Here is a 17,230-nt window from a genome sequence, read left to right as displayed (position 1 = left end):
TTGATAAAATCGTAAAAATCTAGTATAATAGATAGAACTGAAAGTATGAGGTTACTAGCAATGAAAATGAAACAAATCAGTGATACAACTTTAAAAATCACGATGTCTTTAGAGGATTTGATGGATCGAGGGATGGAGATTGCTGACTTTCTCGTTCCTCAAGAAAAAACAGAAGAGTTCTTTTATGCCATCTTGGATGAGTTAGAGATGCCTGATAGCTTTTTGGATACAGGTATGTTGAGCTTCCGTGTGACTCCAAAACCTGATAAGGTAGATGTCTTTGTAACTAAATCAAAGATTGACCAAAATCTAGATTTTGAAGACTTATCGGATTTACCAGATATGGAAGAATTGGCTCAAATGTCGCCAGATGAATTTATCAAAACCTTAGAAAAAAGCATCGCAGACAAAACCAAGGATGATATTGAAGCCATTCAATCTCTAGAGCAAGTCGAAGCCAAGGAAGAAGAGCAGGAGCAGGCTGAACAAGAAGCTGAAAGCAAGAAAGAGCCTTACATCTACTACATCCTTTCTTTTGCTAAGTTGGCTGACTTGGTAGCTTTTGCCAAGACAGTGATTTTTGAGATGGAAACTTCTGAACTCTACAAGATGAATGAGCGCTATTATTTGACCATTTTAGTGGATATTGAAAATCATCCAAGTCCATATCCAGCGTGGCTTTTGGCCCGTATGCGCGAGTTTGCAGATGATAGTGATATCAGTCGCTCAGTCTTGCAGGAGTATGGTCAAGTCTTGATGAATCACGATGCAGTACTTAATCTGCAAAAGATTGGATAATCCTTTCTGGAAAGCTATTTCTAGATTTTAAGAAGAGCGAATCGTCTGATTCGTTTTTTTCTAGACTGAAATAGTGATTTACTATAATAGGAATTTTCACAAAATTCTGTTATAATGGCTATATTAGAAAATTTCGAGGAGATAAACATGACAGTTAAAATTGCTTTACTAGGATTTGGTACCGTTGCAAGTGGTGTGCCTTTCCTCCTAAAGGAAAATGGAGAAAAAATCAATCAATCAGCACATTCAGATATTGAAGTTGCTAAGGTATTGGTTAAGGACGAAGATGAAAAGAACCGCTTGCTTGCAGCAGGGAATGACTTTAACTTTGTAACCAATGTGGATGATATTTTATCAGACCAAGACATTACGATTGTAGTGGAATTGATGGGGCGTATCGAACCAGCTAAAACCTTTATCACTCGTGCCTTGGAGGCTGGGAAACACGTTGTTACTGCCAATAAGGATCTTTTGGCTGTTCATGGCACAGAATTGCTAGAAATCGCTAAAGCTAACAAGGTAGCACTTTACTACGAAGCAGCAGTAGCTGGTGGGATTCCAATTCTTCGCACTTTAGCAAATTCCTTGGCTTCTGATAAAATCACGCGCGTTCTTGGTGTGGTTAACGGAACTTCCAACTTCATGATGACCAAGATGGTGGAAGAAGGCTGGTCTTACGATGATGCTCTTGCGGAAGCACAAAGACTAGGTTTTGCAGAAAGTGACCCTACAAATGACGTAGATGGGATTGATGCAGCCTACAAGATGGTGATTTTGAGCCAATTTGCCTTTGGCATGAAGGTTGCCTTTGATGATGTAGCCCACAAGGGAATCCGCAACATCACACCAGAAGATGTAGCTGTGGCTCAAGACCTTGGCTATGTAGTGAAATTGGTTGGTTCTATCGAGGAAACTCCTTCAGGAATTGCTGCAGAAGTGACTCCAACCTTCCTTCCTAAAGTGCACCCACTTGCTAGTGTGAATGGAGTAATGAACGCTGTCTTTGTAGAATCTATCGGTATCGGTGAGTCTATGTACTACGGACCAGGTGCGGGTCAAAAACCAACTGCAACAAGTGTTGTGGCGGATATTGTCCGTATCGTTCGTCGCTTGAATGATGGTACCATTGGCAAAGATTTCAACGAATACAGCCGTGACTTGGTCTTGGCAAATCCTGAGGATGTTAAAGCAAACTACTACTTCTCAATCTTGGCACCAGACTCAAAAGGTCAGGTCTTGAAGTTGGCTGAAATCTTTAATGCCCAAGATATTTCCTTCAAGCAAATTCTCCAAGATGGCAAAGAAGGTGATAAGGCGCGTGTTGTGATTATCACTCATAAGATTAATAAAGCCCAGCTTGAAAATGTTTCAACTGAATTGAAGAAGGTTTCAGAATTCGACCTCTTGAATACCTTCAAGGTGCTAGGAGAATAAGATGAAGATTATTGTACCTGCAACCAGTGCCAATATCGGGCCAGGTTTTGACTCGGTCGGTGTAGCTGTAACCAAGTATCTTCAAATCGAGGTCTGTGAAGAACGGGATGAGTGGCTGATTGAACACCAGATTGGCAAATGGATTCCACATGACGAGCGTAACCTTTTACTAAAAATTGCCTTGCAAATTGTACCAGACTTGCAGCCAAGACGTTTGAAAATGACCAGTGATGTTCCCTTGGCGCGTGGTTTGGGTTCTTCCAGCTCGGTAATTGTTGCTGGGATTGAGCTAGCCAACCAACTGGGGCATCTCAACTTGTCTGATCATGAAAAATTGCAGTTGGCGACCAAGATTGAAGGACATCCTGACAATGTGGCTCCAGCCATTTATGGTAATCTCGTTATTGCAAGTTCTGTTGAAGGGCAGGTCTCTGCGATTGTGGCAGACTTCCCCGAGTGCGATTTTCTAGCCTACATTCCAAACTATGAATTACGCACTCGCGATAGCCGTGGTGTCTTGCCTAAGAAATTATCTTACAAGGAAGCTGTCGCTGCCAGTTCTATCGCCAATGTAGCTGTCGCCGCTTTGTTAGCGGGAGATATGGTAACAGCTGGGCAAGCAATCGAGGGAGACCTCTTCCACGAACGTTACCGTCAGGAATTGGTGAGAGAATTTGCTACGATTAAGCAAGTAGCAAAAGAGAATGGTGCCTATGCGACCTACCTCTCTGGTGCCGGACCGACAGTTATGGTCTTGGCTTCTCATGACAAGATGTCGGCGATTAAGGCTGAATTGGAAAAGCAACCCTTCAAAGGTAAACTACATGATTTGAAGGTTGATACCCAAGGTGTCCGTGTTGAAGCAAAATAAAGAATAGAAGATAGGATGGGGAAACTCTCGACCAGAGGCCTTCCTATCCTTTTTTTGAAAAGAAGTTTATACTCAATGAAAATCAAAGAACAAACTAGGAAGCTAGCCGCAGGCTGCTCAAAACAGTGTTTTGAGGTTGTGGATAGAACTGACGAAGTTAGCTCAAAATACTGTTTTGAGGTTGCAGATGTAAGCTGACGTGGTTTGAAGAGATTTTCGAAGAGTATTAGTTAAAAACTTGATAAAGGAGAAATAAAGATGGCAGAAATTTATCTAGCAGGCGGTTGTTTTTGGGGTCTAGAGGAGTATTTTTCACGCATTTCTGGAGTTCTAGCAACCAGTGTTGGCTACGCTAATGGACAAGTCGAAACGACCAATTACCAGCTGCTCAAGGAAACAGACCATGCAGAAACGGTTCAAGTGATTTATGATGAGAAGACAGTATCACTTAGAGAGATTTTGCTTTATTATTTCCGAGTCATCGATCCTTTATCGATTAATCAACAAGGGAATGACCGTGGTCGCCAATATCGAACAGGTATTTATTACCAAGATGAAGCAGACCTGCCAACTATCTACACAGTGGTGCGGGAGCAAGAGCGTATGCTGGGTCGAAAGATTGCAGTAGAAGTGGAGAAACTTCGCCACTATATTTTAGCTGAAGATTACCACCAAGACTATCTCAAGAAAAATCCTTCAGGTTACTGTCATATCGATGTGACCGATGCTGAGAAACCATTGATTGACGCAGCAAATTATGAAAAGCCTAGTCAAGAAGTGTTAAAGAAAAGCTTAACTGAAGAGTCTTATCGTGTTACCCAAGAAGCTGCAACAGAAGCGCCGTTTAGTAATGCCTATGACCAAACCTTTGAAGAGGGCATTTATGTAGACATTACGACGGGTGAGCCACTCTTTTTTGCTAAGGATAAGTTTGTTTCAGGTTGTGGTTGGCCAAGTTTTAGCCGTCCGATTTCCAAGGAGTTAATTCACTACTACAAAGATCTGAGCCATGGAATGGAGCGAATCGAAGTTCGTTCTCGGTCAGGAAATGCTCACTTGGGTCATGTTTTCACAGATGGGCCGCGGGAATTAGGTGGGCTTCGTTACTGTATCAATTCTGCTTCCTTACGCTTTGTGTCCAAGGATGAGATGGAAAAAGCAGGATATGGCTATCTATTGCCATACTTAAACAAGTAAAATTTAGAGGGTGGGCACTTCCCACTTTCTTTATTTCCAGAATACGAATAGAAGGGATTTATGAAACACCTATTATCTTACTTCAAACCCTACATCAAGGAATCAATTTTAGCACCCTTGTTCAAGCTACTAGAAGCTGTGTTTGAGCTCTTAGTTCCCATGGTGATTGCAGGAATTGTTGACCAATCTTTGCCCCAGAAAAATCAAGGTCATCTCTGGATGCAGATTGGTCTGCTCCTTATCTTTGCAGTGATTGGAGTTTTAGTGGCCTTGGTAGCTCAGTTTTATTCAGCCAAGGCTGCGGTTGGGTTTGCCAAAGAACTGACAAACGACCTTTATCGTCATATTCTTTCCTTGCCCAAGGATAGCAGAGATCGTCTGACAACTTCTAGCTTGGTCACTCGCTTGACTTCGGACACCTACCAGATTCAGACTGGGATCAATCAATTCCTGCGTCTCTTTTTACGAGCGCCTATTATCGTTTTTGGGGCCATTTTTATGGCCTATCGAATCTCAGCTGAGCTGACTCTCTGGTTCTTGGTCATGGTTGTCATTTTGACCATTGTTATTGTAGGGCTCTCTAGACTGGTCAATCCTCTCTACAGCAGTCTGATAAAGAAAACGGACCAACTGGTTCAAGAAACGCGCCAGCAATTACAAGGTATGCGGGTTATTCGTGCTTTTGGCCAAGAAAAACGAGAGTTACAAATTTTTCAAACCCTTAACCAAGTCTATGCTAGATTACAAGAAAAGACAGGTTTCTGGTCTAGTTTATTAACCCCTCTGACTTATCTGATTGTCAATGGAACTCTCCTCGTTATTATCTGGCAGGGATATGTTTCTATCCAAGGAGGCTTACTCAGTCAAGGTGCTCTCATTGCCCTTATCAACTATCTCTTACAGATTTTGGTGGAATTGGTCAAACTAGCCATGCTGATTAATTCTCTCAACCAGTCCTATATCTCTGCCAAGCGAATTGAGGAAGTTTTTGCCGAGGCTCCAGAAGATATTCATTCAAAATTAGAACAAAAGCAAGCTACCAGTGATCAGGTTTTACAAGTTCAAGAACTGACCTTTACCTATCCTGATGCGGCCCAGCCTTCTTTGAGAGACATTTCCTTTGATATGCAGCAAGGGCAAATCCTTGGTATCATTGGGGGAACAGGTTCTGGTAAATCAAGCTTAGTACAACTCATCCTTGGACTTTATCCAGCAGACAAGGGGAGCATTGACCTTTATAGAGATGGATCTAGTCCTCTTAATTTGGAGCAGTGGCGGTCTTGGATTTCCTATGTGCCCCAAAAAGTCGAACTTTTTAAAGGAACCATTCGTTCCAACTTGACTATAGGTTTAGAACAAGAACTATCTGACCAAGAACTTTGGCAGGCCTTGGAAATTGCGCAAGCAAAGGATTTTGTCAGTGAAAAGGAAGGACTTTTGGATGTCCTAGTTGAGGCAGGAGGACGAAATTTCTCAGGTGGACAAAAACAAAGGCTGTCTATCGCACGAGCAGTCTTGCGCCAGGCTCCGTTTCTCATCCTAGATGATGCGACCTCGGCACTGGACACTATCACTGAGTCCAAGCTTTTGAAAGCTATCCGAGAAAATCTGCCAAATACCAGTTTAATCTTGATCTCTCAACGAACCTCGACTTTACAGATGGCAGACCAGATTCTCCTCTTGGAAAAAGGTGAGCTCCTAGCTATCGGCAAGCACGAGGACTTGATGAAATCCAGTCAAGTTTATCGCGAAATCAATGCATCCCAACATGGTAAGGAGGACTAGTATGAGACGACAAACTGCAAACCAGACGCTCAAACGTTTGGCTAAAGACCTTACAAGTCATACCTTCCTTCTTTTTCTAGCCTTTCTAGGAACCATTGTCCAGGTTGCCTTATCAATCTACCTACCTATATTGATTGGGCAGGTCATCGACCAAGTCCTAGTGGCTGGTTCTTCACCAGTTTTTTGGCAGATCTTTATTCAAATGATCTTGGTGGTCATAGGAAATACCCTCGTGCAGTGGGCCAATCCTCTCCTCTATAATCGCCTAATTTTCTCTTATACCAGAGACTTACGAGAGCGAATCATTCATAAGCTCCATCGTTTACCGATTGCCTTTGTGGATCGGCAAGGCAGTGGGGAGATGGTCAGTCGGGTGACAACAGACATAGAACAGTTGGCAGCTGGCTTGACCATGATTTTTAACCAATTCTTCATTGGTGTCTTGATGATTTTAGTCAGCATTCTAGCCATGATTCAATTTCATCTCCTCATGACTCTTTTGGTCTTGCTGTTGACGCCACTGTCTATGGTAATCTCACGCTTTATTGCCAAACGCTCCTATCATCTCTTCCAAAAGCAAACAGAGACGAGGGGAATTCAGACTCAGTTGATTGAAGAATCGTTGAACCAGCAGACCATTATCCAGTCCTTTAATGCTCAAGAAGATTTTATCCAAAGACTGCACGAGGCGAATGCCAACTATGCAGGTTATTCGCAGTCAGCTATCTTTTATTCTTCAACGGTCAATCCTTCGACTCGCTTTGTCAATGCGCTTATTTATGCCCTTCTAGCTGGAGTGGGAGCTTATCGTATCATGATAGGCTCTACCTTGACCATTGGACGCTTAGTGACTTTTTTGAACTATGTTCAACAGTACACCAAGCCTTTTAATGATATTTCTTCAGTGCTAGCTGAGTTGCAAAGTGCCTTGGCTTGTGCAGAACGTGTTTATGGAGTCTTAGATAGTCCTGAGGTGGCTGAAACAGGTAAGGAAGAGTTGACTAGTGACCAAGTTAAGGGAGCTATTTCCTTTAAACAGGTTTCTTTTGGCTACCATCCTGAAAAGATTTTGATTAAGGATTTATCTATTGATATTCCAGCTGGTAGCAAGGTTGCTATTGTTGGTCCGACAGGTGCTGGAAAATCAACTCTTATCAATCTCCTCATGCGTTTTTACCCTATTAACTCAGGAGATATCTTGCTGGATGGGAAATCCATTTATGATTATAGTCGTGCCTCTTTACGCCAGCAGTTTGGAATGGTGCTTCAAGAAACCTGGCTCAAGCAAGGAACTATTCATGATAATATTGCCTTTGGAAATCCTGATTCCAGTCGGGAGCAAGTGATTGCTGCTGCAAAAGCAGCCAATGCAGACTTTTTCATCCAACAGCTACCTCAAGGCTATGATACCAAGTTGGAAAATGCGGGAGAATCTCTCTCTGTCGGTCAAGCCCAACTCTTGACCATCGCCCGAGTCTTTCTAGCTATTCCTAAGATTCTTATCTTAGACGAGGCAACTTCCTCCATCGATACACGGACAGAAGTGCTAGTTCAGGATGCATTTGCTAAACTCATGAAGGGGCGTACAAGCTTTATCATTGCTCACCGTTTGTCAACCATTCAGGATGCGGATTTAATCCTTGTCTTGGTTGATGGTGACATCGTTGAGTATGGTAATCATCAAGAACTCATGGCTCGAAAGGGCAAGTATTACCAAATGCAGCAAGCTGCAACTTTTAGCTCTGAATAATCCTTTCTACGTTGAAATCTTATGGACAAAAAAAGTTGCCTTTGGGTGACTTTTTTGTTACAATAGCTAGAAAAATTGTTCACTGTAATATTCAATGAAAATCAAAGAGCAAACTAGGAAGCTAGCCGTAGCTTGCTCAAAGCACTGCTTTGAGGTTGTAGATAAGACTGACGAAGTCATTAACCATATATCTACAGGAAGGTGAAGCTGACGTGGTGTGAAGAGATTTTCGAAGAGTATAAATGATCTTATAGAAAAGGAGCCTAGAATGAAAGTCTATCAGCATGTAAATATCGTGACTTGTGACCAAGATTTCCATGTTTATTTGGATGGAATCTTAGCAGTTAAGGATTCTCAAATCGTCTATGTTGGTCAAGAGAAGTCAGAGATTTTAGAGCAAGCTGAGCAGATTATAGACTATCAGGAAGCCTGGATTATGCCTGGTTTGGTTAATTGCCACACCCACTCTGCTATGACAGGATTGAGAGGAGTCCGAGATGATAGTAATCTTCATGAATGGCTCAATGACTATATCTGGCCAGCAGAAGCTGAGTTTACTCCCGACATGACTACTAAGGCGGTTAAAGAAGCTCTGACAGAGATGCTCCAGTCAGGAACAACAACCTTTAATGATATGTATAATCCCAATGGTGTGGATATTGAGCGGATTTATCAGGCAGTGAAAGATTCCAAGATGCGTTGTTATTTCTCACCTACCCTCTTTTCTTCGGAGACAGAGACAACTGATGAAACTATAAGCAGAACTCGATTCATCATAGAGAAAATCTTAGAATATAAAAATCCAAATTTCAAGGTGATGGTAGCACCACATTCTCCTTACAGCTGTAGTAGAGACTTGCTGGCAGAAAGCTTAGATATGGCAAAAGAGTTGAATATTCCTCTCCATATCCATGTATCGGAGACCAAGGAGGAGTCAGGAATTATCTTGAAACGTTATGGCAAACGTCCCCTCGCTTTTCTTGAAGAACTGGGTTACTTAGATCATCCGTCTGTATTTGCTCATGGGGTCGAATTAAACGAGCGAGAAATTGAACGCTTGGCAACTTCTCAAGTGGCTATCGCTCACAATCCTATCAGTAACCTCAAATTGGCATCAGGGATTGCTCCTATCATTCAACTGCAAAAAGCAGGAGTGGCAGTAGGAATTGCGACTGACTCGGTTGCTTCCAATAACAATCTAGATATGTTTGAGGAAGGGCGGACCGCCACTCTCCTACAGAAAATGAAGAGTGGGGATGCCAGCCAATTCCCGATCGAAACAGCCCTCAAGGCACTAACAATCGAAGGGGCTAAGGTCCTAGGAATGGAAAATCAGATAGGAAGTCTGGAAGTAGGTAAACAGGCAGATTTTCTCGTTATTCAACCACAAGGGAAAATTCATCTCCAACCTCAGGAAAATATGCTTTCTCATCTCGTCTATGCTGTTAAATCCAGTGATGTTGATGATGTTTATATCGCTGGAGAACAGGTTGTTAAGCAAGGTCAAGTTCTGACAGTAGAACTTTAGAAGAAAAATCACGAAAAAATTTTAAAAAAAGTTTGCAAAAATCTTGCATTCTTTTTTTGACTATGCTATACTTATATACGGTTTGAAAAAACTGCCTAAGACAGTAGGGGAGCTCGACTCATAAATATCCTACCGAGGACAAAACGTATCATGTAAAAAGAAGCGTATTGTACTTTCGTGTCTAGGTTTGGGCGCGTTTTTCTTTTGGAAAAATTCCCCAAGCAAAATAATAACGGAGGTGAACACACTAATGAGTGAAGCAATTATTGCTAAAAAAGCGGAACTAGTTGACGTAGTAGCTGAAAAAATGAAAGCTGCTGCATCTATCGTCGTTGTAGACGCTCGTGGTTTGACAGTTGAGCAAGATACAGTTCTTCGTCGTGAGCTTCGTGGAAGCGAAGTTGAGTATAAAGTGATTAAAAACTCAATCTTGCGTCGTGCAGCTGAAAAAGCTGGTCTTGAAGATCTTGCATCTGTATTTGTTGGACCATCTGCAGTAGCATTTTCTAACGAAGATGTTATCGCACCAGCGAAAATCTTGAACGACTTTTCTAAAAACGCTGAAGCACTTGAAATCAAAGGTGGTGCAATCGAAGGCGCTGTCGCATCTAAAGAAGAGATTCTTGCACTTGCAACTCTTCCAAACCGCGAAGGACTTCTTTCTATGCTCCTTTCTGTACTTCAAGCGCCAGTGCGCAACGTTGCTCTTGCAGTCAAAGCGGTTGCAGAAAGCAAAGAAGACGCAGCTTAATCTTAAGCTACGCAGCGTAGCCTAGCTACGAAAATCTATTATAAATTTAAAACATATTTGGAGGAAATAACAATGGCATTGAACATTGAAAACATTATTGCTGAAATTAAAGAAGCTTCAATCCTTGAATTGAACGACCTTGTAAAAGCTATCGAAGAAGAATTTGGTGTAACTGCAGCTGCTCCTGTAGCTGTTGCTGCAGCTGGTGCTGCTGACGCTGGTGCTGCTAAAGATTCATTCGACGTTGAATTGACATCTGCAGGCGACAAAAAAGTTGGCGTTATCAAAGTTGTACGTGAAATCACAGGTCTTGGTCTTAAAGAAGCTAAAGAACTTGTTGACGGTGCACCAGCACTTGTTAAAGAAGGCGTTGCAACTGCAGAAGCTGAAGAAATCAAAGCTAAATTGGAAGAAGCTGGAGCTTCAGTTACTCTTAAATAAGAGGCATATACCAATTAGAAATCGGAATACTATAGTATCAGCCTTTTAGAATCGTGAACACATTTTAGAAACTGATAAATTAATTTAGTTTCCTACCAAAAACCCTACCAAAAATTAATTTGGCAGGGTTTTTCTTTTTAACAAATTTATCGTGGAGAACAATTGAATATTGTTCTCCTTTTTTTATTTTCAGGAGGGAAAATGACAAAAGAATTACAATCATCACGCTATATTGTCATTTCATTTTTAGTACGTGAAATGGGAATTGATATTGTTGAAGCCATCTCTCTTATGGCTGAATTGGAAAAAAGTGGCTTGGTTAGATTGGAATCAAGTGGAGATTTAATACTCAAAGAACTTGGAGGAGCGCTATGAAACGAATTACCGCAAATCAATACCAAACTTCAGAACGGTATTATAAATTACCTAAAATTCTTTTTGAGGATGAGAAATATATGGATATGAAATTAGAAGTAAAGGTGGCTTATTCTATTTTAAAAGATCGTTTAGAATTATCTCTTAGTCGTGGTTGGATAGATGAAGAAGGGGCGGTTTATTTAGTATTTTCTAATTCTAAACTGATGAGGCTGTTAGGTTGTTCGAAGTCAAAACTACTATCAATCAAAAAAACTCTTAAAGAATATGACTTAATTGATGAAGTTCAACAGTCTTCAAGTGAGAAAGGAAGACTAGCTAATAAGATTTATTTAGGGGAGTTGTCTTCTACCCCAGTAGCTAGTTCGAACAGGCCTAGTGTTAAAAAAAGACTAGGGCAGGATGAAAATGAAACGGCCCCCGTCTCTTATTCAGCCCCTAGTGAGACTGAAGTTAGTGAGACTAAATATAGTGAGACTGATTCTTTATTTATTGAGGATGAGGAAGAAAGGAATTCTCAACCTATTTTGAGAAGAAAAGTAGAAAAGGTCACAAAATATGATCGAGATTATATTTGGGGATTGGTACAGGATCAATTTAGACGAGAGGGGTTTTCTGAAACAGCCAGTGAAATTGCAATGACTGATTTTGAGAGAATCTATCAGTATGCTCTTGACAATGTTCGCTTTGTTAGACGAGCGGAAGTACTTGCTGAATTTGTGTTTAACGGCTTGTATTCTGTTTGGAACAACCGTGTTAGAAAAGGAGGTGGTTAAATGTCGCCAATCGAGTGGGTATTAGTTATGCTCATTGTCATTTCAAGTGGTGTGACTATTTGGACATTGATAGTCGATCAGAAAGGGGTGATTAAGAAATGAGATTTATTGATTTATTTTCAGGTATCGGTGGTTTTCGACTTGGAATGGAAAGTGTCGGACACGAGTGTATTGGATTTTGTGAGATTGATAAATTTGCTAGGAAATCTTATAAGTCCATTTTTCAAACGGAAGGAGAAATAGAATTTCATGACATACGAGATGTTTCAGATGACGAATTTAAAAAACTTAGAGGGAAAGTCGATGTCATCTGTGGGGGATTCCCTTGTCAAGCATTTTCAATCGCAGGAAGACGATTGGGATTTGAAGATACTAGAGGAACTTTGTTCTTTGAAATTGCTCGGGCGGCCAAACAAATCCAACCACGTTTTCTTTTTCTTGAAAATGTTAAAGGCCTACTCAATCACGATAAGGGACGGACGTTCACCACAATCCTTACCACACTTGATGAGTTGGGGTTTGATGTTGAGTGGCAGGTGCTTAACAGTAAGGATTTTGGCGTTCCCCAAAACAGAGAGAGGGTGTTTATTATCGGACATTCTAGAAAGAAAGGTACCAGACTCCTATTTCCTTTCAGACGAGAAGGTCAAGCAACTAACTCTGAGACTTTAAAAACACTAGGGAATTTGAATCCATCAAAAAGTGGAATGAGTGGTAAAGTCTATTATTCAGAAGGTCTTGCGCCAACCTTAGTTTGTGGAAAAGGAGAAGGATTTAAAGTTGCGATTCCTTGCATAACACCAAATAGATTAGACAAGAGACAAAATGGTAGACGTTTTAAGGATAATCAAGAGCCAATGTTTACTTTAAATACTCAAGATCGGCATGGTATTGTCGTTGTTGGAGATTTACCAACTAGCTTTAAGGAAACTGGTCGCGTTTATGGAAGTGAGGGATTATCCCCAACACTGACTACAATGCAAGGAGGAGATAAAATCCCCAAAATACTAATTCCAGAACCAATCCAATTTCTAAAAGTACGGGAAGCAACGAAAAAAGGATATGCTCAAGCAGAAATAGGAGATTCAATCAATTTGGAAAGACCAAGTTCTCAGTATCGTCGTGGTAGAGTTGGAAAAGGCATAGCGAATACGTTAACAACTAGTGGTCAAATGGGAGTAGTAGTGGCTAGCTATGAAGGAGAAGATGAGCAAGTTTATCATGTAGCCGGTATCTTGATAGATGGACAATTTTACCGTCTGAGGATACGACGAATCACTCCTAAAGAGTGTTTTCGCTTGCAGGGTTTTCCTGATTGGGCTTTTGAAGCTGCTAGAAAAGTCTCTAGTAATAGTCAGCTCTATAAACAAGCTGGTAATAGTGTAACCGTTCCTGTGATTGCCGCAATCGCAAAGAAATTTAAAGAAATAGAGGAAAAAGATGAAAGCATTAAATAAAGAGTCAATACTATATTGTGATGAATTAGAAACAGAATTACATGATGCAGAAATGATGCAGTTGGATGAACAAATATTTTTGATGCCCAATTATCCATGTGAGTTTGAAGTGAAATTTTTAGATTATTACCATAAAAAACACAATTACCCACTATTTTATGAATCCTATCTTCAAAACATTATGGAATTCCTTGAAAGTCAGGATATAAAGAACGGAGCCGATGCCTTTGTAGATGATCATCAAAATCTTGTTTTTGTTTTATATGGACAAGGCTATCGAGCCGAGGGAAAAGAGGGAATACTTACAACCCAAGTAACTGTAAAAGCTTATGATGAAGACAAGCAACCGATTAACTTCGCAAATTTATTAGATTCCTTAATCGTATCAGAATATCAAATGGAACCGAATCTTTGGGAGGTATCCCATGATTGATCTCTATCTAAGTAAAAATAGCCATAGAAATCAACTTCTTTTGGATTTCTTTCAAAAGTATGGCATAGAGGTCACTCCTCATTCTATTTCTGAAATGACAAAGGACAAATTAATTGAAATGATGAGCTATTCTTCAGATTGTTTTGAGTTTTTATCTCCCAATTTATTGCGATTTAAGAACCGTGACAATCTAAGATTAACGGATTTCATCGAGATGATATTAAAAAATCCTGAACTAACCATCAGACTTCCTCTTGCGGTTTCAAATAAGCGAGTTTATCCAAATCTGAATCTGGAGGAGGCTAGAGCTTTATTGCCAAGAGATACGAAACAATTGATTTACATGGCACAAACACATTATTTATCAAGTTAAAGGAGAAGCAATATGGCTGAACGATTTTGGGAGAACTTGTCCATTATTTTGGCTGAAAGAAATATCAGCTGGATTGAGTTAACCAGAAAAATGTTTGCGGGAGAGTTTCACTATCCAAGTGAATTGAATCGTTTGTATCAAAAGATTCGTCACTACAAGATGGAACAACGAATGCCTCAAAGTCCATGGGTAGAAAGGATTGTGCAGGTATTAGATTTAGATTATGAAGATTTATTTCGGAGGTAACTATGAAAAGAATAATTCCAGTTTATATATTCCAACAAGTAAATGTCCTATTGGTATCTCTATACTTACTGAAATTTCTTTGTAGCAGTGAGTTAACTATACTACAGATTCTCTATGGAGCGTCACTCATTTCTTTTTTATGGATGTATGATCAACGTAAACAAGTGGCCAAGGTCAATATGAAAATTAGGATAAAGTGGATTGGTATTGGATTCGTTAGTCTACTGATTATAAGTCTATGTTTTAGTCTGATTCATGCTCAAGGAAGCACGAATCAAGCAAACTTAATTGGCCTTCAACATCAAGTTCCTTGGTTTTCATTTTTATTGTTCTTAATCAATGCGAGTATGGTTGAAGAATTTCTGTATCGAGAAATTTTATGGAACTTGGTTAGAAAATTAGATATTCGAGTTGCGTTGACAAGTGTTTTATTTACCTTAGTACATCATCCAGGAACCATTCTAGCTTGGTGTTTATATGTTTCATTGGGAATGTTTTTAGGGATGGTGCGCTATAAATCTGATTTATGGGGCAGTATGGGGCTACATTTGGTGTGGAACCTACTGGTTTATAGTTTGCTGCTTGTTTAAAATAGGTGGCCTGATTTTTAGGTAACTTCTAAAACTAACTTCCAGTTTCTCACAATCTAGCCTTTAGTATGAGAAAAACGCGTGAAATCAGTGGAAATTCGTCTTAGACTAACTTCCGCTGGTTTTCTTTTTCTTGATATATAAGAGTTCAAAAGCGAAAAGACTCAGAAAAAGTGAACGACAAATATCCCTAAAACAGAGTCGTCTTAGAGTAAATTCCAGTTGCTAGCGTTTAGTGTGAGTCTTTTCGGATTAAAAAAACTATTGTATAACAAATAAAAATATGATACAATTAAAGCGTTTTCAAAGGTTGTCGGTATGATTGGAATACCTTCTATAGCTCTAGTATGAATTACCACAGACATAGCTATATTAACGTTCCATCATGATCTCGTTATTATAGCTATTCTGAGTATAAAGTTGGTTCTGGCTGAAATTATGATCGTTATGAGGTACTAAACTACTATAGCGTAAGTTATTAATCTTTAAAGAGTAAGAAAAAGGAGGGCTAGATATGTTGCAGCTTACTCATGTGACCTTAAAAACTCGACAAGTCATCTTACAAGATGTTGATTTTACATTTGAAAAGGGTAGGATTTATGGTATTCTTGCTATCAATGGCTCTGGAAAGACGACCCTGTTCCGTGCCATTAGCAATTTAATTCCTATAAGTAGCGGAAATATCGCAGCCCCTCCTTCTTTATTTTATTATGAGAGCATAGAATGGCTGGATGGAAACTTAAGTGGGATGGACTATCTTCGCCTTATCAAAAACATCTGGAAGTCAGGGCTGAACTTGGGGGATGAAATTGATTACTGGGAAATGTCTGACTATATCAGCCTTCCCATTCGCAAGTATTCCTTAGGCATGAAGCAACGCTTGGTGATTGCCATGTATTTCCTGAGTCAGGCGAAATGCTGGCTCATGGATGAGATTACAAATGGCTTAGATGAGTATTATCGACAGAAGTTTTTTGATAGGCTAGCACAAATCGATAGACAAGAACAGCTGGTTCTTTTAAGTTCCCACTATAAGGAAGAGTTGCTTGATGTCTGCGATAGAGTAGTAACCATTCATCAGGGACAGATAGAAGAGGTTTAGTTTATGAAAGATGTTAGTCTATTTTTATTGAAGAAAGTTTTCAAAAGTCGCTTAAACTGGATTATCTTAGTTTTATTTGTTTCAACTCTTGGTATTACCTTTTATTTCAATAGTCGGACTGCAAACTATGTCAGCTTGGAGAACAGGTTGGAAACTCGTACTGCAGCCAACGAGAGAGCTATCAATGAAAATGAAGAGAAGCTCTCCCAAATGTCTGACACCAGCACGGAGGAATACCAGTTTGCTAAAGAAAATTTAGACTTGCAAAAAAATCTTTTGACGCAAAAGAAAGAAATTCTGACTTTATTAAAAGAAGGACGCTGGGAAGAAGCCTACTATTTGCAGTGGCAAGCTGAGGAAAAGAGTTATGAAACTGTATCAAATGACCCAACTTCTAGCTCGGACTTAAAAATAGCGGTTGACCGCGAACGAAAAACTTACCAAGCCCTGTATCCCTTGAACATAAAAGCCCACGATTTAGATTATCCGACCCACGGGATTGATCAGATTGTCTGGATTTTAGAGGCTATCATCCCAACCTTGTTTGTGATTGCGATTATTTTTATGCTGACACAACTTTTTGCAGAAAGATATCAAAATCATCTGGACACAGCTCAGTTATATCCTTTTTCAAAAATGGCATTTGCAATGTCTTCTCTTGGAGTTGGAGTGGGCTATGTAACTGTGCTGTTTATCGGAATCTGTGGATTTTCTTTTCTAGTGGGAAGTCTGATAAGTGGTTTTGGACAGTTAGATTATCCCTACCCGATTTATAGCTTAGTGAATCAAGAGGTAACTATTGGAAAGATACAAGATATGTTATTTCCTGGCTTGTTACTAGCTTTCTTAGCTTTTATCATCATTGTGGAAGTAGTGTACTTGATTGCTTACTTTTTCAAGCAAAAAATGCCTGTCCTCTTTCTTTCACTCATTGGGATTGTTGGCTTATTGTTTGGCATCCAAACAATCCAGCCTCTTCAAAAGATTGCACATCTGATTCCCTTTACTTACTTGCGTTCAGTGGAGATTTTATCTGGAAGATTACCTAAGCGGATTGATAATGTCAATCTAAATTGGGACATGGGGCTAGTTTTACTTCCTTGTCTGATTATCCTTTTGTTAGTGGGGATTCTATTTATCGAAAGATGGGGAAGTTCACAGAAAAAAGAATTTTTTAATAGATTCTAGCTTTCCTATAGGGAAAATAAGTAAAAACTAACATAGAGAGGGAATCAATTTGATTCTCTCTTTTTGATTAGGAAATCAAGGCAAAATACAAACACAAACTTTTCAAAAAAAGGACCTAATTTTGAGATATTCATA

The 17,230-nt window shown here is 39.8% G+C and carries 18 protein-coding genes and 1 other annotated feature; all 18 genes read left to right on the top strand.

The window, feature by feature from the left end; translation table 11 throughout:
* Positions 1-60 precede the first annotated feature (60 nt).
* Complete coding sequence (mecA, locus tag D8837_RS00930; RefSeq protein WP_125455940.1) at positions 61-798, top strand: adaptor protein MecA; 738 nt, start codon at positions 61-63, stop codon at positions 796-798.
* Positions 799-945: 147 nt separating this feature from the next.
* On the top strand, positions 946-2,232 hold the full coding sequence (locus D8837_RS00925) for a homoserine dehydrogenase (RefSeq protein ID WP_125455897.1): 1,287 nt from the start codon (positions 946-948) through the stop codon (positions 2,230-2,232).
* Position 2,233: 1 nt separating this feature from the next.
* Positions 2,234-3,103 carry a homoserine kinase gene (thrB, locus tag D8837_RS00920; protein WP_125455896.1) on the top strand — a complete coding sequence of 290 codons (870 nt, stop codon included), beginning with the start codon at positions 2,234-2,236 and terminating at the stop codon, positions 3,101-3,103.
* 258 nt (positions 3,104-3,361) lie between these two features.
* A complete protein-coding gene (msrB, locus tag D8837_RS00910; RefSeq protein WP_125455895.1) occupies positions 3,362-4,300 on the top strand; it encodes a peptide-methionine (R)-S-oxide reductase MsrB in 939 nt (312 codons plus the stop codon).
* Positions 4,301-4,360: 60 nt separating this feature from the next.
* The gene (locus D8837_RS00905) at positions 4,361-6,085 is read left to right on the top strand and encodes an ABC transporter ATP-binding protein (RefSeq protein ID WP_125455894.1); all 1,725 of its coding nucleotides are present in this window, start codon (positions 4,361-4,363) and stop codon (positions 6,083-6,085) included.
* 1 nt (position 6,086) lies between these two features.
* Complete coding sequence (locus D8837_RS00900) at positions 6,087-7,835, top strand: ABC transporter ATP-binding protein (RefSeq protein ID WP_125455893.1); 1,749 nt, start codon at positions 6,087-6,089, stop codon at positions 7,833-7,835.
* A gap of 268 nt (positions 7,836-8,103) precedes the next feature.
* Complete coding sequence (locus D8837_RS00895) at positions 8,104-9,363, top strand: TRZ/ATZ family protein (RefSeq protein WP_125455892.1); 1,260 nt, start codon at positions 8,104-8,106, stop codon at positions 9,361-9,363.
* Positions 9,364-9,439: 76 nt separating this feature from the next.
* Positions 9,440-9,575 (top strand) — a sequence feature (ribosomal protein L10 leader region).
* A gap of 38 nt (positions 9,576-9,613) precedes the next feature.
* Entirely contained in the window at positions 9,614-10,114 is a 501-nt protein-coding gene (gene rplJ / locus D8837_RS00885) for a 50S ribosomal protein L10 (RefSeq protein ID WP_001287278.1), read from the top strand.
* 72 nt (positions 10,115-10,186) lie between these two features.
* Entirely contained in the window at positions 10,187-10,555 is a 369-nt protein-coding gene (rplL, locus tag D8837_RS00880) for a 50S ribosomal protein L7/L12 (RefSeq protein WP_001196965.1), read from the top strand.
* A gap of 201 nt (positions 10,556-10,756) precedes the next feature.
* Positions 10,757-10,930, top strand: coding sequence for a hypothetical protein (locus D8837_RS00875; RefSeq protein ID WP_000159607.1), 174 nt, complete (start codon positions 10,757-10,759; stop codon positions 10,928-10,930).
* Complete coding sequence (locus D8837_RS00870) at positions 10,927-11,706, top strand: replication initiator protein A (protein WP_125455891.1); 780 nt, start codon at positions 10,927-10,929, stop codon at positions 11,704-11,706. The genes D8837_RS00875 and D8837_RS00870 overlap by 4 nt, the downstream gene beginning before the upstream one ends.
* Before the next feature lie 98 nt (positions 11,707-11,804).
* Positions 11,805-13,163 carry a DNA (cytosine-5-)-methyltransferase gene (gene dcm, locus D8837_RS00865; RefSeq protein WP_125455890.1) on the top strand — a complete coding sequence of 453 codons (1,359 nt, stop codon included), beginning with the start codon at positions 11,805-11,807 and terminating at the stop codon, positions 13,161-13,163.
* Entirely contained in the window at positions 13,147-13,596 is a 450-nt protein-coding gene (locus D8837_RS00860; RefSeq protein WP_125455889.1) for a hypothetical protein, read from the top strand. The genes dcm and D8837_RS00860 overlap by 17 nt, the downstream gene beginning before the upstream one ends.
* Positions 13,589-13,969: a hypothetical protein gene (locus tag D8837_RS00855; protein ID WP_125455888.1), complete on the top strand. Its 381-nt coding sequence runs from the start codon at positions 13,589-13,591 to the stop codon at positions 13,967-13,969. The genes D8837_RS00860 and D8837_RS00855 overlap by 8 nt, the downstream gene beginning before the upstream one ends.
* Positions 13,970-13,981: 12 nt before the next feature.
* Positions 13,982-14,215 (top strand): hypothetical protein, encoded by a 234-nt coding sequence (locus tag D8837_RS00850; RefSeq protein WP_000840776.1) that lies wholly within the window; start codon positions 13,982-13,984, stop codon positions 14,213-14,215.
* Between the two features lie 2 nt (positions 14,216-14,217).
* The gene (locus D8837_RS00845) at positions 14,218-14,805 is read left to right on the top strand and encodes a CPBP family intramembrane glutamic endopeptidase (protein WP_125455887.1); all 588 of its coding nucleotides are present in this window, start codon (positions 14,218-14,220) and stop codon (positions 14,803-14,805) included.
* Between the two features lie 514 nt (positions 14,806-15,319).
* Positions 15,320-15,907 (top strand): ABC transporter ATP-binding protein, encoded by a 588-nt coding sequence (locus D8837_RS00840; protein ID WP_125455886.1) that lies wholly within the window; start codon positions 15,320-15,322, stop codon positions 15,905-15,907.
* 3 nt (positions 15,908-15,910) lie between these two features.
* Complete coding sequence (locus D8837_RS00835; protein ID WP_125455885.1) at positions 15,911-17,095, top strand: hypothetical protein; 1,185 nt, start codon at positions 15,911-15,913, stop codon at positions 17,093-17,095.
* Positions 17,096-17,230 lie beyond the last annotated feature (135 nt).

This window comes from Streptococcus mitis, assembly GCF_003942965.1.
GTDB classification, from domain to species: domain Bacteria; phylum Bacillota; class Bacilli; order Lactobacillales; family Streptococcaceae; genus Streptococcus; species Streptococcus mitis_BH.
This window is presented reverse-complemented; position numbering and strand designations above follow the sequence as displayed.